The following is a 25,378-nucleotide window of genomic DNA, read 5'->3' as shown; positions in this document are numbered from 1 at the left end:
GTATGGTTATCGTTCGGTTTGACTGGAAGTGGTAGATTTGATCACTTGCACCCATCCCTTGAATACATGTGGATCACCTTGGGCGTCGGTTACTTGTAAGACGTAGAAATAAGCGCCGCCATTGAGCCCTTCAGCGTCCCAATCATTTTGATAATTTTCCTTTTCGAAGACATGATCACCCAAGCGGTTCATGATCACGATACGGTTTCGGGTAAATTGCTGCAATTCACGGATCATAAAATAATCGTTGATGTTATCCTTGGTACCGGGCGTAAAGACATTGGGAATGAAAAACTCTGCTATGGTATTCACATCGCTATCGGTATTGTCAGCCGGGTTCACATCTTCTTGCGCACTTTCTACACTCACCTCGTTCAGCAGATCTCCCAGCATATTGGCTTTTACCGTAAGGGTAATTGCCATGCTTGCACCAGCGGGAAATTCAGCGATGATCCATCGCAGTGTATTCCCTTCCTGCGACAGCTGCGGCTCGATTTCCTTGGTAGAAAGCAGGTACGAACTGCCAACATAGCTCACCAGCTCAGGGAGCTGATCTACGATCAGAACCTCAGTAGCTTGGCCCTCACCAGTGTTTTGCACTATAATAGTATAGGTAAATTCATCCCCTTGGTAAATCTTGGCTGCTTCAGATGTTTTGGAAATGACCATGTCCACATTTCTGTCCGTGATGATTACTGCCTCAGCCTCAGCCTCGACCCTGCAATCCCCAACAGTCAATTCGACGACATTGACAGCTTCTCCTACTTGGGTAGCCATTACGACTATTTCAATCACCAATTGTTCGTCAGGCTCCATAGACGCAATGCTCCAGCCACCGCCCACTTCCTGCTCCAGTGAAGAAGATATCAAGGTCAATTCTCCCGGCAAGTGATCAGTGACCGTGATGTCCTTAACCTCTATTTGGCTAGTATTCGTAATGGATATGGTATAGGTCAATTGCTGCCCCAGTACCGCTTGGGTGACATCCACGGTTTTGGTCAGCTCAAACATAACGGTCTGATCAGGCCCTTCCAAAAGTACGGTATAGGTATCGCAGTCAGTAATCGGCTCTCCTTGTGGATTTTCCCCTGTCGCTGTGGCTTCGTTCACCACTTTGCCACGATCCACATCTTCCTGGGTAATGGTGTAAATAGCCTTAAAAGTAGTCTTATCCTTTTCCCCCGGAGCCAAGGTAATCGGGCCACCAGAAACCGCTACCAAGGGATCCACAATGTGGACATTTTTTAGGGTAACATGACAGCTGTTTTTCACTTCAAAAGTGTACAGGATTTGATCCCCTGGGCTGGCATATCCATCACCATTGCTATCTTGGTATTCACCTACTTTCTTTAACTTGACAGCACCACTGACCTCAAAAAACTGTGTATCCTCATCTTTATCCAAGATGACTTCCCCGTGGGAATTTCTTCCCGTCGCAGTAGCAGTATTTACCAGGGTGCCCGCATCAATATCGGTCTGTGTAAGCGCATACGTCCCTGTAAAGGTCGTCCTGTCCTTTTCTCCCGGAGCCAACATGACCGGGCCTCCGCTTACCTCCACTAGCGGATCCACTACTACCACATCGTATAAAGTGGCATGACAGCTGTTTTTTACCACAAATGAATAATGGACATGGTCGCCGACATTGGGCACACCGTCTCCATTGGTATCTTCATAGGTCCCCGTTTTTTCCAGCTTGATGGAGCCTTTCACATAAATATCCTGAATATCCTCATCTTCTGCCGTCGTCACTTCTCCTGAAGGCAATTTTCCGGAAACGGTAGCTTTATTCTTAAATTCTCCTGCATCCACATCTTCTTGGGAAAGCACATGATAAGCGGAGAAAGCCGTTCCGTTTTCTTCTCCAGGCGACAAGGTAATCGGCTCTCCTTCGACGGTGGCCAAAGGATCTTGCACACTGATCTGATCTATCGTGCCAGTACAGACGTTCTTAATCAAAAAAGAATAAAAAACCGTGTCGCCAGCACTAAATTCTCCATCCTCATTACTATCTTCATAATGCCCCGTCTTTTCTAAAAGGAGATGGACGTCTTCCCCAAATGGATTCCTGGGGCCTTCCACGGGGTCATGACCAAATCCAACAGCCACATGAGCAAAGCAGCATGCAGCCCAAAACAAAAAGCTGGATAAAAGTGCTTTCATAAATAAGTAGAGTTTATCGTAGTTCTTTTAAAATTGTCAGGTTCAAAAATGTAGTAAAAGAGGAACCTCCTGTCACAAACATAGCCAAAACACAATCACCATTGTTTACTGCATTTCAAATACATTTATTTGATGTAAATATGCAATTAATTACAATACCTAACAAAACAAACAGCATTTATTTTTAATTGAAATACATTTTTATATAAACAAAAATAATTTTAATGTATTTAAAAATATAATTAAAAATTTATAAAATTTGATTTTTTCACAATCATCCCTCACGATATTATCTGTTTGGAGTTTATTTTATATCTTGTACAACAGTACCTAAAGGGCTGAAATTCAAACAAGAAATCTGATCCCATGATCCCAAAAACTGTTGATATCCAAAAGGAAAAAGCTATAAAAAACCAACAATCGGCACTTTCTGCCAGAACCAAAAAACTGGAACAGCTGAAAGAATGGATCAGATCCAATCAAAAGGAAATAGAGAAAGCACTCTATGCTGACCTCCATAAACCCGCTGCCGAAGTAGCCGTCACTGAAACCAGCTTTGTGGTGATGGAAATCAATGCTGCGCTAAAAAACCTGGCCAAATGGACTGCTCCGGTAAAAGTAAAACAGCCCATCCACATGCTGGGCACCCAAGCCTACATCCAAGCTGAACCAAAAGGTGCTGCACTGATTATTTCACCGTGGAATTACCCCTTTAACCTTACCGTAGCACCTTTGGTCTCTGCCATTTCGGCGGGGTGTAGCGCCTGCCTAAAGCCCTCAGAGCATAGCCCGCACACTGCCGCCCTTCTCAGAAGAATGGTCACAGAACTATTTGCAGTGGAAGATGTCGCGATTTTTGAAGGGGGAATTCCCGTCACCAAAGAACTTCTCGAACAGCCTTTTGATCATATTTTCTTCACCGGAAGTACCGATGTAGGAAAAATCGTCATGAAATCCGCCGCTAAAAACCTGGCCAGTGTCACCTTGGAATTGGGCGGGAAGTCGCCAGTGATCATTGATCAAGGGTTTGACTTGCAGGATGCTGCCAAGAAAATCGCCATTGGCAGATTTATAAATAGCGGACAGACCTGTATCGCTCCCGATTACCTTTTTGTACATGAGTCCCAAAAAGATGACTTCATAGAAGCGCTCAAACACCAAGTGAACGGGATGTACAACGCCAATGGAAAAGGCTTTGACCGAAGTGCTGACTATGGCAGGGCCATCAATGCCCAACACATCCTCAGGCTCCAAAACCTACTTAATGATGCCCAGACAAAGGGTGCACATGTGGAATTTGGCGGTAAAAGCTCCCTTGACAACCAATTCATGGAACCTACCGTCGTGAGCCAGGTATCTGAAGAAATGACCCTGATGAAAGAAGAAATTTTTGGCCCGATCTTGCCTGTCATCACTTATCACCAGTTAGATGATGTCATCCAACTGATTCGGCTAAAGCCCAAACCACTTGCCGTCTATCTTTTCACCACAGAAGACATGGTTACGGAAAAACTCAGAAAAAACACCAGCAGTGGAGCATTGGTGGTCAATGACTGTGCGATCCAATTTCTTCATTCTGAATTGCCCTTTGGTGGCATCGGTGCCAGCGGAATGGGCCGGTCACACGGACATGCCGGATTCATGGCATTTAGCAATGTAAAATCAGTTTTGAAACAACGGACTGGACATACCCTGCCCAAATTACTCTATCCACCATATGGGCTAAAAACCTCCGGTATCATCAAGGCCTTTATGAAATGGATCATGAAAGGGTAGATTGAGAGGTGAGATATGAGTAGCGAGTCTTAAGACAAAATTTAACAAATGCTGGGTTTTGCCGGCCTCCGGGTTGTGCTAGTTCTCTGCCCAAGCACTGGCAAGTTTTGAGTCGCTGACTCAATTAAGCTATCCCTGAATCCCATTCTGAGCCTGTCCGAAGCTATTATAAAACGAATGATGAGAGGAGGGATATGAGCAGTGAGCGCCGCATGGACATTCCCGCACTTCCACTACCTCCCAAACCAACATCAAAACTCCAAGCTGCCGCTTTCATTATCCTCATAGAGGATTAAAGTCTTTGGCACATCATCCACATAAAAATTCACCATATTCCGCTGGTCGGGATAGTCCCTGATCAAAATTTCATTGGAAATTTTCACTTTGGTAGGTTTGCTGACTCCCTTTGCCTCCAAATAAAACCAAGCTGCATCCTCCTCCACTTCAAAGCCTAAATACTGCAGCTCCGCTTTTTTCCCATTGACGGAAATCTGATTGTTTTTTAATAAATAAGATTCGATCATTGAAGACAATGCTTCCGGGTCATCGGGATGCATAAAATCCACTGATCTACCCGCTAAATTGCCCAAAGCCACTTCGAGATCATCCCAGAAAATTTTCTGGGCGATTTCCAAGCTTTGGGAATTTTCATTGTAGTTGATATCCGTAACACTTATATAAAATGGATGCAAATATGCCATCCATCCTATTATTATGGAAAATATATAATTGTACAACATTTAAGCTTTGATTGTTATTTTTTATGCGAATTTAACATTAATATTACAACCAGTTTTTCCAAACCCAAATTAAAACAACACCCAAGCCTTTTTACCTGCCTAGATGATCCCTCTTGAAGCTATTGGGTCATTGCAAAGTGCATTCGGTGTAAAAAGGGCAAACAAACATTATTACATGAGTCAGTTTCAAGCTTATTTCAAACTCGGTATTGAACACATTCTTGACCTTAATGGTTTTGATCACATTTTATTTGTGATTGCCCTATGTGCCATCTATTTGCTTCGTGATTGGAAAAAGATCCTCGTGCTGGTAACGGCCTTTACCATTGGTCATTCCATCACCTTAGCGCTGGCCACGCTCAGGATTTTCAGTGTAAATTCCAACTTGATCGAATTCCTGATACCAGTGACCATAGCGGTTACCGCTTTCTTCAATATTCTCAAGCCACGGCCTTCCAGCGGAAGTGGCATCCAAGCCAATTATGCCTTTGCTTTGTTCTTTGGGCTTATCCATGGCCTGGGGTTTTCGAATTACCTGCGTTCCCTATTGGGCAGAGAAAACTCCATATGGGAGCCATTGCTAGCCTTTAACCTTGGTCTTGAGGCCGGCCAACTCATCATCGTGGGCATTTTCATTGTGATTTCTTCGATTACGATTGGTATATTTGGCACTAACCGAAAGGAATGGGCGCTGGTCATTTCCTCTATAGTGCTGGGAATGTCCATCATGATGATATTGGATAAAGTTTATTGGTAACGTATGAAATGGCCAGTTGAAATGGAAAACTGTTGGATTGTGGAACCGCCGCATGGTGGAGTTGGTTGCAAATAACGCTGCTTTCCCGCAACCACTGGTGCGGACTGCCAATCTTGCGGAGCCAAGGACACATGACAATCAAACGATCATACAATTGCACAGTCGTCCAACCATAACCTCAAAACCCGATATATAAGAGATATGAAAAGATTTGTTTACTTCCTTGCTGTCTCCTTGGCGATTTCCTCCCACGGGATGGCCCAGCAAAGCGAGCAAAACCACGCTGAGCGATTCGAACAACTCGGTCCAATGCTGCGCTCTCCAAACGTCTATAGAACAGCCTCTGGTGCACCTGGTCACTTGTACTGGCAGCAGCAAGCCAATTATGACATAAGCGTGGAGCTAGATGACGAAAACCAAACCATCAAAGGCACGGAGACCGTCACTTATATCAACAATTCCCCTGATGTCCTTAGCTATATCTGGATCCAGCTGGACCAAAACCAACGGGCAAAAGACTCCGACAGCCACAAGGCTTCGACCAGCAAAATCTACGACAAAATGTCCATGCGCCAGTTGGAATCCATCCTATGGCACGACCTGGATTTGGGCTACAAAATCCACAGTGTAAAGGATGCCCAAGGCAATGACATTCCCGTAGCCATCAACAAAACCATGATGCGCGTAGATCTCCCCGATCCCCTTAAAGCTGGGGAACAGGTAGAATTTACCGTGGACTGGAGTTTTAACATCCACGACAGAACCAGCTTCATCGGAGGTCGGCCCGGCTACGAATACTTTGAAGAAGACGGTAACTACCTCTATACCATGGCGGAGTGGTTTCCTAGAATGGCGGTATATTCTGACTTCCAAGGTTGGCAAAACAAACAATTCTATGGCAGCGGGGAATTCGCCCTTACCTTTGGAAATTACAAAGTGAGCATCACCGTACCTGCTGATCATATGGTGGGCGCCACTGGTGTACTCCAAAATCCAGAAGAAGTACTGAACGACACCGAACTGGACCGCTGGAACCAGGCAAAAGAGACGTTTGACAAGCCTGTGATCATCCGTACTCAGAATGAAGCGGAGAAACTCGAAAAAGGAAAAGCTTCTGACACCAAAACCTGGGTGTTCGAAGCTGAGAATGTAAGGGACTTCGCATGGACCTCCTCGCGTAAGTTTATCTGGGACGCCATGGCAGTAGATGTCGGCAATAAAAATGTCATGGCCATGTCATACTATGCCAAGGAGGCCAATCCGCTCTACGAACAATATTCGACACGTGTGGTGGCGCATACCCTAAAGTCCTATTCTTCCAGAACATTTGACTATCCATACCCGACAGCCATTTCCGTAGAAGCTTCGAACGGGATGGAATACCCCATGATCTGCTTTAACTATGGCCGCCCTGATAAGGATGGAACTTATTCTGAAGCCATTAAAAATGGCATGATCTCCGTCATCATCCACGAAGTAGGCCATAATTTCTTCCCGATGATCGTCAATTCTGACGAGCGCCAGTGGACATGGATGGACGAAGGACTCAATACCTTCATGCAATTTCTTGCAGAACAAGAATGGGACCGTAATTATCCATCCAGAAGAGGCCCTGCCCACAAGATCGTCGATTATATGAAGGGCGAAAAGCAGTACCTTGAGCCTATTATGACCAATTCTGAAAATATCATTCAGTTTGGTGCCAATGCTTATGCCAAACCTGCAACGGCGCTGAATATCCTGAGAGAAACAGTAATGGGGCGGGACTTATTTGACTTTGCCTTTAAGCAGTATGCACAGCGTTGGAAATTCAAACATCCTACTCCGGCTGACTTCTTCCGAACCATGGAAGATGCCTCTGGTGTAGATTTGGATTGGTTTTGGAGGGGCTGGTTCTTTGGCACTGAGCCTGTGGATATTTCCTTGGCAGACGTACAGTGGTACAAACTGGACAACCGTACCCCAACTGAAAAGAAAGAAGCAGAAGCAGCGGAATACGAAAAACATGAAAGTTATCTGACCAAAACCAGAAACGAAAAGGATGTCCCGGAAACGGTGTTGGAAAGAGATCCTTCCACCAGAGACTTCTACAGTAGCTACGACAAATTCTCGGTAAGCCCAAATAATGAAAAGGCTTATAAGGATTTTGTTTCCAGCTTAAATGAAAAAGAAACCGAACTCTTTAACAGTGGGCTAAACTATTATGAACTGACCTTTAAAAATATTGGAGGATTGGTCATGCCACTGATCATCCAGTTTAATTATACAGACGGATCTTCTGAAGTACAGCGAATACCAGCCTACATTTGGAGAAAAAATGAATCAGAAGTAACCAAAGTCTTCCCGACCAAAAAGGAAGTGGAAAGCATCGTCTTGGACCCTTACCGGGAAACTGCCGATATCGACGAGGAAAACAATTATTTCCCAAGAAGAAATATCCCTTCACGATTTGAACTCTTCAAGAGAGAAAGCGGTCCTCGTGGAGCAGCTAGCGGCAGCAACCCTATGAAGGAAGCCAAAAAAAACAAATAATCGCTTTATGCCACTTTAATGTGACATAAAAGGCCACAAAGCCCAAACGCAAATGGGATTTTGTGGCCTTTACTTTTTTAATTCGCTTGAAGCAACAACATTGGTTCCGCATCATTCTAATTACTTCTCTAGTTCCGCATTTGAAATGCGAACTGCTGAGAAAGACATTTGTAATGCCTCCTTTCAGTGATGCCTCAAGAAATATGGGATCAAGCAATATTTCTTGGGGGGACAAATGTTGACATGGTCTTATGAAAGAAAATTTCATGCCGTTAAAACGATGGGCTTCCTCCATCCGCACGAATGCGTTTTAGCGGGAATTTGTGGGGAATAGGAGGAAAAATGCAACTTAAACTGAAAACGTTGGATGGACAATTTACCACACGCTTCATCCATGGCTATGAACATGTCGCTCCTCTGGGGCTAGCTTTCGAGTGTAATCTTTCAATGCAGGCCCAACATGCACTTGGTGCCTTTGGGACGTTGTGGCATTTATATGTATCGGTGGTTTTTACATTAAGTAAACTCGCAGCCCTCAACTGTTTTGCTTGATCCGAAATAGGGCTTGATCCAAATTAAACCCGTTTTATGCATTAGGAATCGTAATGAGAGCTGAAACTACAAGAAAATCAGGCTGTTTGGAGATTGAATCATCCGCCGCGGCGGATCAGCTCGGAATAGATAGGCTAATGCATAATGCGGGTTAAAGATGGTAATGACATAAAAAAAGCAAGGAGGCCGATTAAAGCCTCCTTTCCTTGGGTTATTGTTAATTGTAAAATGGGTTCTTTTTTTAGTCTTCTTTAAATCGATCCACGATGTATAGAAAAAGGTTGAATGACAAGGTGGACATTTCTTCTTTTTTTGCTTCCTGCTCACCACCAGCTTTATAGATTGGATTATCTTTTCTCTCCTTAACAGAGGATTTGGCTGGTTTGGAGGAAGTCACTTTCTCAGGTTTATATTCTTCAAAAGGAGCCTCAGCAAATTCACTTTCGTGTGATCCAGGCTCCTCCTCAAAATGCCGATCACGATCACAGTCCCTCACCTCTTGCGCACTAACCTCTGAGGAATAAAAAACCACGAAACCTATCCCCAAAAGGATAACCTTGCAGTAATTAGATAGAATTTGGTTAGCTTTGAACATTGTAAAATATAATTATAACAATATTTTATTATTCTCAAAGAGTTCGAGGTTTTCAAATATACAAATAATTAGATAATATGCAAACAATTCAGTTACCTGATTTTCAAAAGGTTGATATCAGGATTGGGACCATCATCAGTGCTGAAAACTTCAAGGAAGCGAGAAGACCAGCCTATAAATTGCAGGTAGATTTGGGTGATTTAGGGATCAAAAAATCCTCCGCGCAAATTACAGAAAACTATTCTCCTGAAGCCATAATAGGAAAGCAGGTAATATGCATTTGCAATTTTCCTCCGAAACAAATCGCCAACATCATGTCAGAAGTACTGGTCACCGGCTTCCATGACGAGCATGGCCATGTCGCACTGGCCACCGTAGATCTGCCAATTCCGAACGGAGCAAAACTTTCTTAAAACCCAGTTGACGATCACCCTCGTCTTTTAAACCATGGTAAATACCTTAACGCCCAACGAACTACTTCACATCACTCGAGGAGAAATCCTTCAGCAAGGACCGCTTTCCTCGATAAACTACATCAGCACAGATTCCCGAAAAATCATCCATGGTGATCAGACCCTTTTTGTTGCACTAAAAGGCTTCAAGGTGGACGGGCATGACTATATTGCAGACGCATATACAAAAGGGGTTCGGATCTTTGTCGTACAGCATGAAGACACGGATACCCACATTCCTAATAGCACTGTGATCAGGGTCAAAAGCACCACGGAAGCCTTGCAGGACTTGGCGACGTGGAACAGGCTTCAATATGAGGGCATTGTAGTGGGCATCACAGGTAGTAACGGCAAAACCATCCTCAAAGAGTGGCTTGGCCAAATATTGGCAAACCACTTTGACATCACCAAAAGTCCTAAAAGCTACAACAGCCAGACAGGCGTCCCATTATCCGTTTTCGGCATCGAGCGGCATCACAAAGCAGCCATCATAGAGGCGGGAATTTCCCAACCTGACGAGATGGCCAAACTCCAAGCCATCATCCAGCCGAATATCGGCATTATGACCAATATCGGCACCGCACATGCAGAAGGCTTTTCCGATCAAAAGGAGAAGCTCAACGAAAAACTCCGGCTCTTTAAAGATGCACAACTGATCATTTACCGGAAAGACCATGAGGCCATCCACCAGTCTTTACAAAACCTGTATCCTGCCGACAAGTTGGTGGCCTGGTCTGAACAGCCTGGTGGAGACTACACCCTATCCATCAAAAAAGAAAAGGAAGGCAGCAAAATCACCCTGATCAAATCAGACCTTGGCCTCTACACCTTCCACAGTCGCTTCACTGACGAAGCTTCGCTGGAAAACCTCCGCCACACGATCGTCGCATCGCTGGTCTTGGGACTTTCAGAGCCCCAGATCCAACAGTCCATTCAGGAACTGGATACTGTGGAGATGCGGTTGACCCTCAAATCAGGCATCCACCAATGCCTGATCATCGATGATACCTACAACAATGACCTGGCGGGGCTTGATATCGCCTTGGAGTTCATGAACAGCCAACGTCCCAAAAAACGAAAAATCCTCATTCTATCGGACCTGCTCCAAGCAGGGGACAAAGGCTCCGTTTACAGTCATGTCAATGCACTGATACGCCATTACCAGCTGGATATGCTCATCGCTGTGGGTACAGACATCCACCGGCTAAAATCCGCCCCCCCATGTGAAGTCTATTTCTACCGTGACACCGCCCATTTTCTGGAGGACTTCCCTGGACTATCATTCCAAGATGACCTTATCTTGGTCAAAGGAGCCAGGGTCTTCCAGTTTGAGCGCATAGTTGACGCGCTTCAAGAGCGAATTCATGGCACAGTGCTAGAGATCAACCTGAATGCCCTGAGAAAGAATTTTACTTTTTACAAAAGCCTCCTAAAACCCACCACCAAAACCATGATCATGGTAAAAGCCTTTGCATATGGAGGTGGGGCTACCGAAATCGCCCATCACCTGGAGCAGCTAAATGCCAATTACCTGGCAGTGGCCTATACGGATGAAGGGGTAAGCTTACGAAATGAAAAAATAACCCTGCCTGTCATGGTCCTCAATCCTGTCCAGGATTCCTTTGGTAACCTGATCAAGCATCGTCTGGAACCAGTGGTCTATAGCTTGTCCTTTTTTCGCCAGCTCGGCGAATACTGCCGGTCAAACAACAACGCTATCAGCGTTCACTTGGACTTAGACACAGGGATGCACCGGTTGGGATTTGGAGAAGAGGACCTGGAGGAGCTCCGTTCCCTGACCCATCGTTATCCAGAACTGAGAATAGCAAGCCTATACACCCACCTGGCAGGGGCAGATGATGCTGCACACGAAACCTATTCCATGCGGCAGCTATCCCTATTCCAATCCATGTGTTCTTCCATACAGTCTTTTCTAGGGTATCGTCCTTTGATGCACGCCCTCAATTCTGCCGGGATCGTGCGGTACCCGGAATTTCAAATGGACATGGTCAGACTAGGCATTGGACTGTATGGGGTAGAAGTAAACGGTCTCCATGAAAATGCCCTCCAGCCAGTAAGTGTTCTTAAAACGACCATTTCCCAAATCAAACTTCTTAAAAAAGGCGAAACAGTCGGCTATAGTCGCAAAGGCACCATGAACCATGACGGCAAAATCGCCACCATCGCCATTGGCTATGCTGATGGATATGACAGGAGGTTCAGCAATGGCATCGGCAAAGTAATCATACATGGCCAAAAAGCACCTGTCATCGGAAATATCTGTATGGACATGACCATGATCGATGTCACCGGTATGGATGTCCATGAGGGTGACGAAGTCATCATTTATGGAGCAGGGCTTTCGCTAAAAGAACAAGCTGCCGCCATTGGCACCATTCCTTATGAGCTTCTTACCAATATCAGCAGCCGTGTAAAACGGGTTTATTATTTGGACTGATGATTTCCTTATCCCTGATAAATATCATAAAGCACCTGCACTATCCGCTCAGCAGCATGCCCGTCCCACTTAGGAATCCCCTGATACTGCTTCCAATCTCCCTTCAGCATTTTCTCAAGAAAAGGTTTCAACCGGGCCGGATCAGTACCTACCAGCTCATTGGTTCCTTGGTCGATGGTTTCGGGTCGTTCGGTATTGTCCCGCAGGGTGAGACAGGGCACGTTCATCACAGAAGCCTCTTCTGTAATTCCTCCCGAATCGGTGATGACCCCTTTGGCATGCTGTACCAAATAGTTAAATGCCAAATACGATAGCGGCTCCAAATAATGTAGCCTCGGGTGTTGTATTCCAAGATTTTTGAGGATCTTCGCCGTTCGGGGATGAACTGGAAAGAGCACAGGATGGCTTCCTGTTCCAGATAAAATGGCTTCCATGGTCGCCTTTAGTTTCGCCTCTTCGTCCACATTTGCTGGCCGATGAAGGGTAAGGACAAAGTAATCCCCCGCTTCAAGCCCTTCAAACAACGCTCCTTTAGGTTTTGTGAATCTTGGCTTTTGCTTCAGGAGGGTGTCGATCATGGTATTGCCCACAAAATGGATCCGGCGCTCCTCCACTCCCGCCTTTCTGAGGTTTTCATTTGCCAATTCGGAAGTAGTAAAAAAATGGTCGGTAATACTATCGGTAACGATCCTATTGATCTCTTCAGGCATACTCATATCCCCAGAGCGGATGCCGCCCTCCACATGTACCACCGGCACCATGAGCTTCTTAGCGGTGATGCTGCAAGCTAATGTAGAAGTCACATCACCCACCACCAAGACCACATCCGGCCTGTGATCCATTAATTCCTTTTCAAACCCCATCATGATCGCCGCTGTTTGTTCGGCCTGGGTGCCACCTCCTGCACCAAGGTTGACATCTGGATCGGGAATTTCCAGTTGCTCAAAAAAATCCCCCGACATTTTGTGGTCATAGTGCTGTCCAGTATGTACCAGCCTATACCTTACAGCATGGCCTGAATTTTGTAAAGCCTGGATGGCATGAATAAGAGGTGCAATTTTCATGAAATTTGGTCGGGCACCTGCTATCAGCGTGATTTGAAGCATATTATTGGCATTTGGCGGTATAGGGTAAACGAACTGTTCATGCCTGCGAATATACACATTCTGTCTTTGGTGGAGCATCATATGTGCTCGCAAATTCCTCCTTTTCGTTGATGTATATGTATTTACAAAGGAGAGATCAAAAACTTTCTTTGAAATTCCCTTATATTTGTGTGCTCCAAAAAATAGAGCAATCAACTGTCCTTCAATGGATAAAATCAGTAAATGAACAATTAATTCCAGCTATATTACTCCATGCAGTTTATTACACCCAAGTTTATAGTATTTTTTTTACTCATTCCCCTCTTTGCCTTGACCAGTTCCTGTCATGAAGATGAATTGATGGGAGAGGTATTGGTATATGAAAATGATTTTTCTACAGCTGCCAGCCTTACCGGTATAGAAAATGGCAAATTAATGGTATTCGAAGAGGATACCGTTTTGGGGAATTATAATAACGAAGAGGTATCCGTGGCCGTAAACGGTATGCCGGGACACAACACCGTCCGGGTGGTGATCGAACTACTCGTCCATGACAGTTGGGATGGAAACAACACAGGAGTAAGTGGACCGGATTATTGGTTTATGGAAGTAAGTGGCGTGCAAATCCTCAACACCACTTTTTCAAATTCGCCATGTAGTTGGAGCTATTGCTTGTTCCAGTCCTATCCTGACCAATATGGACGCCACAATGACCCGAAAACAGGAGCCATGGAAACCGATCTTCCCGGGCTTTGCCAATACGCCGATACTCCGAATTGGACCACCAAGTACAGGATTTCCAAGCTGGTATCCCACAACGGACCATCGCTCACCATCACATGTGGAGACCAATTGCTGCAGGAAAATGCTCCTGTCCCTATCTGTGATGAAAGCTGGTCCATCTCTAAAATCGAAGTCAGTGCCCTTACTGTGAAGTAAATGAAGTTATTAAAGCTCATTATAATGCCTTTCCGTTTCAAAGCGATATTTTTGTTCTCCATGGTATGGATGCCTTTGGCTGCCATGGCCCAGACAGCTAACCTCAATGCGCCATTTCTGGAAGATTACATGAGAAGACAGCAGCTAATTGGGAAATTTGACAAGCACTTTTCGTTTAACCTACGTCCACTAAACCCCAACATGGAGGATTTAGAAGGGGCCTTTGCAAACAGTACTTACGCCAAACTCTATGGCTATAATGACGATCAGGTTTTTGAAGATGGCAAGTTAGTGGTCAAGCCCTTGCCCATATTCATTAAATCCCAGTTCAACTCGAAGTATGCATTTGGGGTGAACGACGGTGCCATGATCCCTAATCGGGGACTTCAAGTATTGCTGAGTGGTGGGGTGTACTTAGCATATGGGGGCCTCACTGTCCAATTCCAACCAGAATTGATGAGTGCCCAAAATAGAGATTACATTGGGTTTCCGGACAAGACCAATGGCTATCACTACATGGATTATTATGAATGGCTGAACACCAGTGATATCCCAGAGCGCTTTGGCACAGGATCCTACACCAAGTTTCTTCCCGGCCAATCCAGCATCAAATACTATTATCGTGATTTTTCTGTGGGAATTTCCACGGAAATGCTTTGGTGGGGGCCTGGCAAGCGCAACTCCCTCTTGATGAGCAATAATGCTCCCGGCTTTTTACATGCCACGATAGAAACCAAAAGACCTGTTAAAACCAATATCGGTTACTTCGAGGGGCAGCTTATCGCTGGCCAATTGCAAAGTTCAGGATTCCTCCCTCCAAATTCCGGTTTGGTCTATAAAAACACTCCAGCATACATCCCCAAAAGAGATGAAGACTGGCGGTACCTTTCAGGCATTACCATTAGTTATCAGCCCAAATGGGTTCCCGGCCTAAGTGTCGGCTACAGCAGTGTTTCCCAAATGTACCATAATGACATGGACAGCTTTGGTGACTACCTGCCGATTTTTAACGGCGAAAAGGGACCAAAGAACATCGAAAACCCAGACCGTGACCAGCGCAACCAACTTAGCTCTGGTTATTTCCGCTGGATGAGCCACGGTGGGCTGTTTGAATTTTATGGAGAATACGGCTCCAATGGCAACAGCCGTGAATTAAGGGATTTCTTGGTAAATCCTGACCTGAACAGGGCTTTTACATTCGGGTTTAGCAATCTAATTCCGCTAAAAAAAGAGGATGCCTACATCCAGATCAGCTCAGAAATGACCCAAACCGGCCAGACCGTACGTGATGCCATCATATCCTACAATTCATGGTACACCCACCCCTATGTCAGGCATGGATATACTCATATGGGACAGGTTTTGGGTGCAGGGAATGGTCCAGGGAGCAATGTGATTTTTGCCGGCGCCAGCTATGTCCAAAATTACAACAGAATAGGGTTTCAAGTAGAGCGCATTGTTTACAACCTCGATTATTACTACAAAACCTACGAGAGTATCAAGGACTGGAGGCGTAAATATATTGACCTGACACCTGCTTTGGTAGCGGATTGGAAATTGGATAATTTTCTACTTTCCGGAAAGCTCCAATACATTTATTCGCTCAACTACAAATGGTACTTGGAAAACAGTCCAGACCAATATTTCGTGGCCGGATGGGACCGTAATAATTTTGTAGGACAAGTAAGTTTGATGTATTTATTTGAATAAACGAGAACCAAATTAGCTGGGTCTCTTAACAAAGTATGAACTGGGAAAAATACCTTGTCCATGTCGAAAATAAACTTACATCAAAACCGAAACCGTGGTAGCTATTTGATATTCTCAAAAATTTAGTTTTATATTTGACCAGACAGAAATATCATCTTGCCCTTTTTTCGAATTTCAGGATTATCTTGTTCTTATTACATAGCAAATCATAAGCTGTATGAGGATTTTGTTGTGTACCAGATTAATACTTTAAAGGAATACTGTAGCGAAACTGCTTAGATGATCGTCTTAATCATTATAAGGTCCTGATATTAACCAACAAATACGGGCTCTTTATGGAAAATATTTTCGAACCACTGTTGTTTACTAAAATGCACAAAGTTTTATTTTTTTGTACACTATTATTCTTTATCAATTTTGGAGTAAAGTCTCAGCATATCACGATTAATGAAGTAATGTCTTCAAATGATGGATCTTTTTATGATGATGATAATGATGATGAAGATTGGATAGAACTATACAACTATGGGGAATCCGCTATAAACTTAGGAGGTTTTTCATTAACAGATGATAAGGATGAAACAGATAAATGGGAGTTTCCAGATTTCACGTTACAGCCAGGTGCTTACCTATTGATTTGGGCATCCGGTAAAAACAAAAAAGACTCCATGTCTCCACTGCATACTAATTTCAGCATCAGTGCTGATGGGGAGACTCTGTATTTATTCACACCTGACAATGAGGAAATCAGTAAAATAGACGTTCCTCCCCTACCCACTAATTATTCCTATGGCAGATTTCCAAATGGAACTGGTGATTGGTATTTTTATAACTCTCCAAGCCCAAAAAAAAGTAATGGAGAAAATGGACAGTCAAATCTACTATCACCTCCAACATTTTCAACACCTCCAGGATGGTATTCACAGCCCACAACCATCGAATTAACTTCCTCTGTCCCAGAAGCAATGATCCTTTATACACTTGATGGATCTATTCCGGATATAAACAATCTCAATGGAGATGGGATTCCGTTTCTCATTAATTATTTTCATTTTGGAGAATGGAACGAAAGCAAAAATATCTCAAGAAGGAATACAACATACGTATACACAACGCCACTTCAACTTTCCGATAAAACATCCAAAGACAATGATTTATCAGATATCATCACTACATATCGTACTGATTTTGGCCATGGCTGGAAGCGCCCTCAAGAAAACGTATTCAAAGGTCAAGTCATCAGAACGGCCACCTACAAAGACGGAAATATCAGTCCTGTAAATACTGGCAGTTTCCTTTTCCATCCAGATAAAAATAACCGGTATAAATTACCAATAGTCTCTTTGGTTTCTTCCCAGGAAAACTTATTTGGTCATGAAGAAGGAATCTACGTACAAGGAAAAGAATATTTTGATGCAGGCGGTACTGAGCACAGCTATGTTTCCGTTGCGAATTACTACCATAGGGGCAAAGATTGGGAAAAACAGGTTCATTTAGAATTTTTTTTAAAAAACGGGAAGCTCGATTTTTCTCAAAATCTCGGCACCCGTGTACATGGTGGGGGGTCAAGGTCCAAACCTATGAAAAGCCTTAGGTTATACGGAAGAAATGAATATGATAGTGACAATGAAATGGCTTATACTTTTCTGCCAGAGGCATCAGATGCATTTGGAAATACGATGGAAAGCTATAAGCATTTTTTGTTACGAGCTGGAGGGGATTACATGGATATTTATACAGATGCGGTATCTCAAAAAATCATGTCTCCAGCAAAAGTAGATCTTCAGGACAGTCGCCCCTCTATCCTGCTATTAAATGGAGAATTTTGGGGGATTATCAATCTACGAGAAAGATTAAATGACCACCATATTTCCAGAAAATATCACGTAAAAGATGACAATCTAATAATTCTTAATGCCCCTTGGGGAAATGGAAGTGAAAGCCAAGTAGAAACGGGCGAGCCATCAGATATTAGTTATTATCGTAATCTATATCAATTTGCGATTGACAAAGATCTCAGTCAGGAAACAAATTATAGTTATATAGAAGAGCGTTTAGACGTTCTTAGTTATGTAGATTATAACATCATGTTTATCTACATGAACAATACGGACTGGGACGGAGAAAAACATTTTAGGTATTGGAGAACAAAGGAAACGAGTAGTAAGCCATATGAAGATGGTAAATGGCGTTTGATGATATGGGATTTTGACGCAAGTGCCCGCTACCAAGCTCCAGCCTCATATGATTTTTTAGACAACTTTATTCACCCCGAGGGCGGAGGTGAATTCCGCCCCGCTGGCGATCCGGAGAAAACTGCCCTGTTGCGAAGCCTACTTACCAATGCTTCTTTCAGAAACCTCTTTATAAACAGGTTTGCTGATCACATTAACACCACTTTTCATCCCGATAGGACAGCAAGGATAATCCAAGAAAGATACCAAGAACTTCAACCACATCTGGAAGAACACTTTAAAAGATGGAACCATCATGGAACAAACGAAGATCGAAAAAATGAGTTGATTACCTATTTCAAAGAACGTCCCAACCATCAAAGAAAACATATTGAGGACCACTTTAATATCGAAGAAGATCTGAAACTGACACTCGATGTATCGAATCCAAATCATGGATTTATCAAATGCAACACCATCGATATTAAGCCGAGCACCCCTGGAATAGTAGATCAATCTTACCCATGGAATGGCACCTATTTTAAAAACATCCCAGTTACTTTAGAAGCAAAACCAATGGAGGGCTTTGAATTCCAACACTGGGCTGTAGGTGAGGAAAGGTATAATGATCCAACAATTACATTAAGCTTAGAGGAAAACACAAAGGCCCTAGCTATATTTGCTCCGACTGAAGAGCAATCACAGCGTCTCATTCATTTTTGGCATTTTGATAAAGATAATGTAGAAAATGATGTCGCATTAACACAAATAGAGGCTTCCTACAGTCTTACCGGATCAAATGCTGTCTTACATTTCCAACCTGTCATTCCATATTATCCTCCTCCTTCTGGCACAGCAGGAATAATGGACCGAGTCAACGATCCCACACCAATAAACTACAGAGAAAAAGGCAACCGTGATAAGCCTTATCTATCAGACCAAATGCGAGGCATCCGAACGCGTAATCCACTAGTAATGAGCGGAAAAGAAGCCTTCTTGGTATTTGAAATCCCTACAAATGATTTTAAAGACATCATATTATCGATGGCTATCTCTCGAACAGGAAGTGGGCCAGAAAAAGCTTTGATAGAGTACACCTTGGATGGAGAGGAGTGGATTAGTGACCATTTAGAAACAAAAGAAATTTTACTCGAAGAAGATTTTAAGTTAGCTTCTATGGACTTCACGTCAATCCCTGGAGCTAACAACAACAAGGACTTCAAGGTGAGACTAAAGTTTAGCGGTCCCACTGTATTCGGTGATGCTGGCAATGCACGTTTCAACAATGTCAGTGTAGATGGATATCTACTTGAAGATGTAATAACGGATCTCCCCACCATTTCCGAAGAAGCACCAGAAAATTATCTTGAAAAGATATATCCCAATCCTGCAAACGACAAACTGAACCTGAAGTTCAAGGGTGATAGTCACTCAAATATCAGGTATATGGAAATCATAAATTCAAATGGCATTATTATAAATAAGATCGACAATATCCCATCAAGTCAAATTATTATTTCTACCTCAGCGTTTCCTACGGGGATTTACACCCTGAAGATAGTGACAAATCAAAAAATAGAAATCTCCAAATTCATTAAATTATAACACTGACAAGTTGATTAAAACGCATTAATTTTCAATAAACTATGGATTATTTTAGTCTTCAAACTACCGCTGAATATCCCGCTTTTTTCACAGTGCTCTATTCTGTCATGTTTGCATTTAGCCTAGCGGTATTAGTTGCATTTACCTATTACAAGACGTCAGAAATCGCAGGGTACAGTGCAACATTTATTCAAGCTTTGGTGCTAAGCCCGATAGTTGCTATTATGGTTATTCAAGCTATTGGAGACAGTGTAGCCATAGGCTTGGGCATGCTAGGAGCATTGGCAATCATCAGGTTTCGGACTAATTTCAGAAACCCGAGGAATATTATTTTCCTATTTGCCAGCTTGGCCATTGGGATTTCCTGCGGAGTTTATGGATATGCAATCGCTATCGTGGGTACGCTTTTCTTCTGCCTTACTGCTTTCATCTTAAATTTAACCTCCTTTGGAAAGAATCATTTACCAACTGGAATGCTAAGGATAAATTATGAAGGAACTGAAGACTTAAAGGACTCGATCGAAAAAGAGCTTAGCAATTGGTGTAAATCTTTTAACCTTCAAGTATTAAGGTCAAATATCTCCGTAGAAGACTTTAGAAAGTACCAGTTTTCATATCAAGTACGCATGAAAAATCAACAAATAGAAACACAATTATTGGCATCACTTCAAAAAATCAATCCAAATTTTTCTCTACGGATGGAGTACGATATTGTTAACGAAACTTTTAATTAGTAATGAGCAAGTTTACATATATTCTCACTTTTTGGATCATCATTATTGGATGCTTGATTTATGTCAATTTCAACCTTAGTAATTTTAACAACTCATTTTATGGTATTGCCGAAAACAATGATTTTGTTGTTAGTTATGGAGGTTTAGTGGAAATTAAAGAAATCCATGTAGTATCAGGCCAAAATGTGACAAAAGGGGACACGTTGATTGAAGTAATAAGACCTGAACTAGATCAACGAATCCGCGAAATCTCTGACCAACTGGTTACGCTGAGGAGTCAAAAAATTGCCAATGAAATGAACAATCAGTCCCTCATTTCGCAATTGGAAGCTGAAATAAAAGCCAAGCGTGCTGAAATAGAGTCTCAAATCCGGCAAATTGAAATGCAATATGACATCAACAAATCGTTGACCAATGAACTGAAAAGTTTGAAGTTTGCAGCTGACAGTTCTACCACATTGAATCCAACTGAAGCAAGAATCAATTCGCTAAATAAGGATTTAGAATTGTTAACCAGCCCCCTTAAGCTTCGAATAGAACAGCTCAAAGCACAGTCAAACCCACAAAAAAATCCTCATAACATTCAGATACAAAATTTGGAGAATGAATTAAATAAGCTAAAACAAGAAAAGAAAAAACTTATTGTTTTTGCTCAAGCCGATGGTGTAATTGGTACTGTGGGTTTTAAATCAGGAGAAATTGTTTCCCCTTACACCCCTATTTTAATTCTTAATTCGCAAACCCCTTCCTACATCACCGGATTCATTCATGAAAACAGCTACCAAAACATACAAATAGCCGATCAGGTCCAAGTACAGTCCTTGGCGGATAATTCAAAAAAACTTACAGGGGAAGTAGTGGGCGTGGGCTCGAATATCGCCGAATATCCTGAACGGCTTAGGAAGAACATGGAAGTACGATTATGGGGAAGGGAAATCCAAGTAAAAATCCCAAAACAAAATCAATTGTTACTTGGCGAAAAAGTTATCCTCAAAAAGACACATTAATGGTATGTTACTAGTTTTTTTAATTTCACTTTTAGGTCTTTCCCAACAAGACACGATAAAAATCTCCTCTTCAGCGATATTGGCTACAGCATCGGAAGATCCAATTTATATTCATCATACTGAGCAACTTGATTATATCGACAAAAACACCTACAAACTCTCTTATGTAGACCATCTTGAATTAAGGACCAGAACACGCAATTTTAATTTGAACGAACAAATGCTTCGGTTTAGGGCATATACTAATTTCCCCAAAGAGAGGAAGCTAAATACAACCTACAAAGAAGAGAGTCTCAACGAAGGTAGACTCCAAGGAAAAGAAAAGCTTAACAACGCCCTAAAAAACCGATATAAATTAATCATATCCTTAATAAAAAACCAACGAGTTTTGCGAGGGAAGCTGGAATTAAAGGATTTATTGGAAGACCGCATCAGCACCTTAAAGAAACTAGCAAATAATCTTGACTTTGATTATCAAGAACTCTTAGAAGCCGAAAATGATTTACACAAACTACGGATTGATCAAGTAGACCTTGAAAACAACGTTTTGCAATCATCCAAAGAGATCGGGAGGCTGTTAAATATCCAAGGGCCAATTGAGTTAGAAGAAAAAGACCTGATATCAATAAATGACATTATGTTGTTTGTAAAATCCTATAGTGGAGGGATTGACAACAATAATTTTTACTATAAACAACAAAGCCTAAATGTAACCTTAGCTGAACTGGAATACAAACAAAAGAAAGCTTCCGCCAAAAACCCTATAAAATTTTTCGAGGCTTCCTACAGGGATGACCTGAATGACACGTTCAGAAAAGACTTTAGTGTGGGCATGGGAATAAAAATCCCTATCGGGTCAGCGGTAAAAGGAAGCCTTAATGAACGGGTTATCAAGATCGTCAAAGAAAAAAATGAACTGGATGAACTCAAATTTGAATTAAATGAAAGCATAAGAGAAATCGTTTTAAGGTTAGATGTATTATTTGATAAACACAAGTTATTATCAACCATTCTTAAAGAAAGCAAAGAACAAGAGTCATTGAAAAAATATAGATCTATAGAAGGAATTTCCCCTTTGGTCTTATTGAAGGTAAAAGAGAATATTATCAAAAAACAACAAATACGATTGGACCTTGAAAAGGAAATCTTCTCTCTCTATTTGGAATTTCTTGATTTAAATGGACTGCTGATCAGAAGCCCATTGGTGAATTACCTCAACAGTCAACAGATATACATGAATCCATGATAAAGGACAAGCAAAAGTTCCTAAAAAACCTCATTCAGGCCAAAATAAAAAGCACTTTGGTCTCCAAACCCAAAGTCTATGCGGATATTGATCCCCTCCTCCATCAGCTGGTAGCGAAACCCAAAGCCCGCACCATAATGAAACCGGTCAAAGCTGTATTGGGAAACCGCTTCAGCCACTTGACCTGTACTGCCAAAAAACACCATTCCCAAACTCCGATAAATGGGCATCCGAAGTTCTGCCTGATATATCATCGATAGCTGGTCCCTATACCTTCCTTCAAAATACCCGCGCATCCTTTTGCTGCCGCCCAGCAAGGAAGTTTGCTGAAAAGGGGCCACACCATCCACAAAACTCCAGTACCCCTGCACTGCCAAGACTTTGTTTTTCCAAACTGGAATGTACTTTCGTAGGTCCACCTCATATCGGTCAAATAAATAGCCACTGCCCAAAAAAGACTGATTGGTGATCCAGGACACCTGATGAAAAGATCCCTTGCTTGGCTGAAAGATGTCGTTTCTGGAATCATAGTTGAGCTTTAGTCCCAGCCCCGCTACTTGTGGACGATCACTGCCGGGAACGGCTCCACTGGCCAGCAATCCTCCCGGAACGGTCTCATAGACATTCTCAGTCCTAAATTCCAGCCAAGGGCCAAGGTAAACATTGGGCAATACCCTTCGCATATAGTTTAAACGCACATAAAAGTAACGGCTGGAGTAGGATTCTTGGCTTTCTGCAGGCATATCATTACCGATACCATAAAACTCAAAAGGGTAATTGGCCAGTTCTAGGCTTGCATTGAAATAATCTCTGTTGTCGTGTTTCCATAAGTCCAGATCTATCTCCAGCACTGCTTGTTTCTTAAGGGTATAAATAAACGTGATGGGCATGGAAGAGGGGCGTAGCGTGGGAGAAGCACCTTCTTTTGGCCGGAATACTTTGATGGCTCCTACTCCTAATCCCAGACTGGTCTCTGGGGAATAAGTCACTACGGGAATAAATGACCACGTGTCGGTACTCATCCATTCCAACACATCGTCTGCAGTGTTTAACAGCCTATCGTGGAGTGCTGTATTGGGTGTATCTGTCGTTGCTAGGCTGTCCGTCTGGGCAATTGCAGAAAAAGCGGACTGAAAAAACAACCAGCAAAACACCCACTGGCACATACGTTTTCTATGGCAAAGCATCATCAGCAAAAATGGATATGAATCAAGGCATAAAAGTACATCAAAACCATGAAACCCAAGGAATGTAGCAAAAAGTTTCTTTTGGCTATTTCATCCGCCATAGCTGCCACCAAGGGGTTCCTGGCGAGTCATGGTGTTCAAAATGATAGCCAAAAAAATAACAACTCAAGAATGCCCAAAAATGGTTTTTGGCTAGTGTCCCAGACTTGTGTTTGTTATGGTGTTCGCCACGATGAGGCAGATAAGTCCCAAAGTAAAACAGTTGGAAGGTGGACATAATGGCGGGAAGCATCCAAAACAAAACCAAATTCTCAATAGGAAAGAACACCTGCAACAACCAAAAAGTCGCTCCCATCAATACCAACTGGAGGGGAGACAAGTAGGTCGTGATAAAACTCCAGTACCATTTCCAAAAATGGTCAGATGAATGATAATCCGGGTCTGACCCAGTGGCGACAAAACGGTGGTGTTCATGGTGCTTGGGCAATAACCGGTTATAAAAATTATAGGAAAACAAGATTGCTGCGATCCAGCCAATCACTTTATTTACAGTAGCATGCCGCGAGACACTCCCATGCATGGCATCGTGTGCCGTAATGAACAAACCGGTATATAAATGCATCTGGAAAAGTACCCCCACATAGACCAACGGATTGGTAAACTCAAATTCCCAGTACAACAATAAAATCAGGGACACTGCCCAAAGCCCTATGATCAGCAATGCGATCATGGTTCCTACGGGATCTATCGGACGAGATGCAGGTCGAGGCAAGGACATGAATAAGGTGAATTTGGTACAAGGTACTTAAAAACTTTAGAAGGTCAGCAGCCTTTCCTTTACTTCCTCCATTAGCCACATGGGCGTGGAGGTGGCACCACAAATTCCTACCGAATCTCCGTTCAGGAACCAGCTCTGATCGATTTGATCAGGGTGGGACACAAAAAACGTGTGGGCATTTTGCTGCTTACACACTTCAAATAGCGCTTTTCCATTGCTGGATTTACTACCACTGACAAAAACAATCCGGTCAAACTCAGAAGCAAATTTCCTAAGCTCTTTGTCCCGGTTGGAAACCTGCCGACAGATCGTATCATTGGTCTGTACCTCTATCCCTCGTTCACGGAGCATTTTATTGATGGCATAAAACTTATCGGTACTTTTGGTGGTTTGGCTAAACAAGGTGATCCGGGATGGCATCGAATCAAAATCCAATTCTTCCACATCTTGAAATACCACCGCCTCATTACGGGTCTGTCCCAACAACCCCTCCACTTCTGCATGGCCATGTTTCCCATAAATATAGATGGGCTCGTCTTTATCAAAAGCATTTTTGATCCTGTGCTGAAGTTTCAGCACCACAGGACAGCTTGCATCGATCAGGGTTAGGTCATTTTTGATGGCCAGCTGATAGGTGGAAGGCGGTTCGCCATGCGCCCTAATGAGCACTTTCTCTCCATGCAGGCTCTGAAGGCTGTCATGATCGATGATTTTAAGGCCTTTGTGTACCAATCGTTTCACCTCTTCATCATTGTGGACGATGTCGCCCAAGCAATAGAGGTGCCCCTCCTGATCCAGGATATCCTCCGCCATCTCAATGGCGTACACCACCCCAAAGCAAAAACCTGAATGCTGATCGATATGAACGGTGAGATCCTTCATACTATA

Annotated in this window: 18 protein-coding genes; 11 read left to right on the top strand and 7 right to left on the bottom strand. The window is 43.0% G+C overall.

The window, feature by feature from the left end:
* Positions 1 to 6: 6 nt before the first annotated feature.
* The gene (locus FDP09_RS06750) at positions 7 to 2,163 is read right to left on the bottom strand and encodes a DUF7507 domain-containing protein (RefSeq protein WP_137401931.1); all 2,157 of its coding nucleotides are present in this window, start codon (positions 2,161 to 2,163) and stop codon (positions 7 to 9) included.
* Between the two features lie 366 nt (positions 2,164 to 2,529).
* On the opposite strand from FDP09_RS06750, the gene FDP09_RS06745 reads away from it, so the two are divergent.
* The gene (locus FDP09_RS06745) at positions 2,530 to 3,939 is read left to right on the top strand and encodes an aldehyde dehydrogenase family protein (RefSeq protein ID WP_137401930.1); all 1,410 of its coding nucleotides are present in this window, start codon (positions 2,530 to 2,532) and stop codon (positions 3,937 to 3,939) included.
* 251 nt (positions 3,940 to 4,190) lie between these two features.
* Here the strand turns inward: FDP09_RS06745 and FDP09_RS06740 are convergent, their stop codons facing one another.
* A complete protein-coding gene (locus FDP09_RS06740) occupies positions 4,191 to 4,640 on the bottom strand; it encodes a DUF6702 family protein (protein WP_308421140.1) in 450 nt (149 codons plus the stop codon).
* A 214-nt stretch (positions 4,641 to 4,854) separates the two neighbouring features.
* Between FDP09_RS06740 and FDP09_RS06735 the strand changes: the two genes are divergently transcribed.
* Both FDP09_RS06735 and FDP09_RS06730 read left to right on the top strand, forming a co-directional pair.
* Positions 4,855 to 5,436 carry a HupE/UreJ family protein gene (locus tag FDP09_RS06735; protein ID WP_137401928.1) on the top strand — a complete coding sequence of 194 codons (582 nt, stop codon included), beginning with the start codon at positions 4,855 to 4,857 and terminating at the stop codon, positions 5,434 to 5,436.
* Between the two features lie 201 nt (positions 5,437 to 5,637).
* The gene (locus tag FDP09_RS06730; protein WP_137401927.1) at positions 5,638 to 7,968 is read left to right on the top strand and encodes a M1 family metallopeptidase; all 2,331 of its coding nucleotides are present in this window, start codon (positions 5,638 to 5,640) and stop codon (positions 7,966 to 7,968) included.
* 793 nt (positions 7,969 to 8,761) lie between these two features.
* On the opposite strand, the gene FDP09_RS06725 is transcribed toward FDP09_RS06730, so the two are convergent.
* Positions 8,762 to 9,115 (bottom strand): hypothetical protein, encoded by a 354-nt coding sequence (locus FDP09_RS06725; RefSeq protein ID WP_137401926.1) that lies wholly within the window; start codon positions 9,113 to 9,115, stop codon positions 8,762 to 8,764.
* A 77-nt stretch (positions 9,116 to 9,192) separates the two neighbouring features.
* On the opposite strand from FDP09_RS06725, the gene FDP09_RS06720 reads away from it, so the two are divergent.
* The gene (locus FDP09_RS06720) at positions 9,193 to 9,528 is read left to right on the top strand and encodes a tRNA-binding protein (RefSeq protein WP_137401925.1); all 336 of its coding nucleotides are present in this window, start codon (positions 9,193 to 9,195) and stop codon (positions 9,526 to 9,528) included.
* 34 nt (positions 9,529 to 9,562) lie between these two features.
* A complete protein-coding gene (locus FDP09_RS06715) occupies positions 9,563 to 12,025 on the top strand; it encodes a bifunctional UDP-N-acetylmuramoyl-tripeptide:D-alanyl-D-alanine ligase/alanine racemase (protein WP_137401924.1) in 2,463 nt (820 codons plus the stop codon).
* Positions 12,026 to 12,033: 8 nt separating this feature from the next.
* On the opposite strand, the gene wecB is transcribed toward FDP09_RS06715, so the two are convergent.
* Complete coding sequence (gene wecB, locus FDP09_RS06710; RefSeq protein ID WP_137401923.1) at positions 12,034 to 13,131, bottom strand: non-hydrolyzing UDP-N-acetylglucosamine 2-epimerase; 1,098 nt, start codon at positions 13,129 to 13,131, stop codon at positions 12,034 to 12,036.
* 252 nt (positions 13,132 to 13,383) lie between these two features.
* Here wecB and FDP09_RS06705 point away from each other — a divergent pair, with 252 nt between their 5' ends.
* The 6 genes from FDP09_RS06705 (at position 13,384) to FDP09_RS06680 (ending at position 22,525) form a co-directional block, all read left to right on the top strand.
* Entirely contained in the window at positions 13,384 to 14,049 is a 666-nt protein-coding gene (locus tag FDP09_RS06705) for a hypothetical protein (protein WP_137401922.1), read from the top strand.
* A 24-nt stretch (positions 14,050 to 14,073) separates the two neighbouring features.
* Entirely contained in the window at positions 14,074 to 15,759 is a 1,686-nt protein-coding gene (locus FDP09_RS06700; RefSeq protein ID WP_137401921.1) for a capsule assembly Wzi family protein, read from the top strand.
* Positions 15,760 to 16,094: 335 nt separating this feature from the next.
* On the top strand, positions 16,095 to 19,538 hold the full coding sequence (locus FDP09_RS06695; RefSeq protein ID WP_137401920.1) for a CotH kinase family protein: 3,444 nt from the start codon (positions 16,095 to 16,097) through the stop codon (positions 19,536 to 19,538).
* A gap of 41 nt (positions 19,539 to 19,579) precedes the next feature.
* Positions 19,580 to 20,272 carry a DUF4956 domain-containing protein gene (locus FDP09_RS06690; RefSeq protein ID WP_137401919.1) on the top strand — a complete coding sequence of 231 codons (693 nt, stop codon included), beginning with the start codon at positions 19,580 to 19,582 and terminating at the stop codon, positions 20,270 to 20,272.
* A gap of 2 nt (positions 20,273 to 20,274) precedes the next feature.
* Positions 20,275 to 21,279, top strand: coding sequence for an HlyD family secretion protein (locus FDP09_RS06685; protein WP_137401918.1), 1,005 nt, complete (start codon positions 20,275 to 20,277; stop codon positions 21,277 to 21,279).
* The gene (locus tag FDP09_RS06680) at positions 21,245 to 22,525 is read left to right on the top strand and encodes a TolC family protein (RefSeq protein WP_187328812.1); all 1,281 of its coding nucleotides are present in this window, start codon (positions 21,245 to 21,247) and stop codon (positions 22,523 to 22,525) included. The genes FDP09_RS06685 and FDP09_RS06680 overlap by 35 nt, the downstream gene beginning before the upstream one ends.
* A gap of 20 nt (positions 22,526 to 22,545) precedes the next feature.
* Here the strand turns inward: FDP09_RS06680 and FDP09_RS06675 are convergent, their stop codons facing one another.
* The 3 genes from FDP09_RS06675 to FDP09_RS06665 form a co-directional block, all read right to left on the bottom strand.
* Complete coding sequence (locus tag FDP09_RS06675; protein ID WP_137401916.1) at positions 22,546 to 23,715, bottom strand: BamA/TamA family outer membrane protein; 1,170 nt, start codon at positions 23,713 to 23,715, stop codon at positions 22,546 to 22,548.
* 82 nt (positions 23,716 to 23,797) lie between these two features.
* On the bottom strand, positions 23,798 to 24,490 hold the full coding sequence (locus tag FDP09_RS06670) for a fatty acid desaturase (RefSeq protein WP_137401915.1): 693 nt from the start codon (positions 24,488 to 24,490) through the stop codon (positions 23,798 to 23,800).
* A 36-nt stretch (positions 24,491 to 24,526) separates the two neighbouring features.
* The gene (locus tag FDP09_RS06665) at positions 24,527 to 25,372 is read right to left on the bottom strand and encodes a 4-hydroxy-3-methylbut-2-enyl diphosphate reductase (protein WP_137401914.1); all 846 of its coding nucleotides are present in this window, start codon (positions 25,370 to 25,372) and stop codon (positions 24,527 to 24,529) included.
* Between the last annotated feature and the right edge of the window lie 6 nt (positions 25,373 to 25,378).

The organism is Echinicola rosea, from assembly GCF_005281475.1.
Taxonomy (GTDB): domain Bacteria; phylum Bacteroidota; class Bacteroidia; order Cytophagales; family Cyclobacteriaceae; genus Echinicola; species Echinicola rosea.
The sequence above is the reverse complement of the archived record's forward strand: the minus strand, read 5'-3'. Positions and strand labels throughout refer to the sequence as shown.

Excerpts from the sequence above, each read along its gene's own strand:
- FDP09_RS06750 (WP_137401931.1), bottom strand. The coding sequence starts at position 2,163 with ATGAAAGCACTTTTATCCAGCTTTTTGTTTTGGGCTGCATGCTGCTTT.
- FDP09_RS06745 (WP_137401930.1), top strand. The coding sequence starts at position 2,530 with ATGATCCCAAAAACTGTTGATATCCAAAAGGAAAAAGCTATAAAAAAC.
- FDP09_RS06740 (WP_308421140.1), bottom strand. The coding sequence starts at position 4,640 with ATGGCATATTTGCATCCATTTTATATAAGTGTTACGGATATCAACTAC.
- FDP09_RS06735 (WP_137401928.1), top strand. The coding sequence starts at position 4,855 with ATGAGTCAGTTTCAAGCTTATTTCAAACTCGGTATTGAACACATTCTT.
- FDP09_RS06730 (WP_137401927.1), top strand. The coding sequence starts at position 5,638 with ATGAAAAGATTTGTTTACTTCCTTGCTGTCTCCTTGGCGATTTCCTCC.
- FDP09_RS06725 (WP_137401926.1), bottom strand. The coding sequence starts at position 9,115 with ATGTTCAAAGCTAACCAAATTCTATCTAATTACTGCAAGGTTATCCTT.
- FDP09_RS06720 (WP_137401925.1), top strand. The coding sequence starts at position 9,193 with ATGCAAACAATTCAGTTACCTGATTTTCAAAAGGTTGATATCAGGATT.
- FDP09_RS06715 (WP_137401924.1), top strand. The coding sequence starts at position 9,563 with ATGGTAAATACCTTAACGCCCAACGAACTACTTCACATCACTCGAGGA.
- wecB (WP_137401923.1), bottom strand. The coding sequence starts at position 13,131 with ATGCTTCAAATCACGCTGATAGCAGGTGCCCGACCAAATTTCATGAAA.
- FDP09_RS06705 (WP_137401922.1), top strand. The coding sequence starts at position 13,384 with ATGCAGTTTATTACACCCAAGTTTATAGTATTTTTTTTACTCATTCCC.
- FDP09_RS06700 (WP_137401921.1), top strand. The coding sequence starts at position 14,074 with ATGCCTTTCCGTTTCAAAGCGATATTTTTGTTCTCCATGGTATGGATG.
- FDP09_RS06695 (WP_137401920.1), top strand. The coding sequence starts at position 16,095 with ATGGAAAATATTTTCGAACCACTGTTGTTTACTAAAATGCACAAAGTT.
- FDP09_RS06690 (WP_137401919.1), top strand. The coding sequence starts at position 19,580 with ATGGATTATTTTAGTCTTCAAACTACCGCTGAATATCCCGCTTTTTTC.
- FDP09_RS06685 (WP_137401918.1), top strand. The coding sequence starts at position 20,275 with ATGAGCAAGTTTACATATATTCTCACTTTTTGGATCATCATTATTGGA.
- FDP09_RS06675 (WP_137401916.1), bottom strand. The coding sequence starts at position 23,715 with ATGATGCTTTGCCATAGAAAACGTATGTGCCAGTGGGTGTTTTGCTGG.
- FDP09_RS06670 (WP_137401915.1), bottom strand. The coding sequence starts at position 24,490 with ATGTCCTTGCCTCGACCTGCATCTCGTCCGATAGATCCCGTAGGAACC.
- FDP09_RS06665 (WP_137401914.1), bottom strand. The coding sequence starts at position 25,372 with ATGAAGGATCTCACCGTTCATATCGATCAGCATTCAGGTTTTTGCTTT.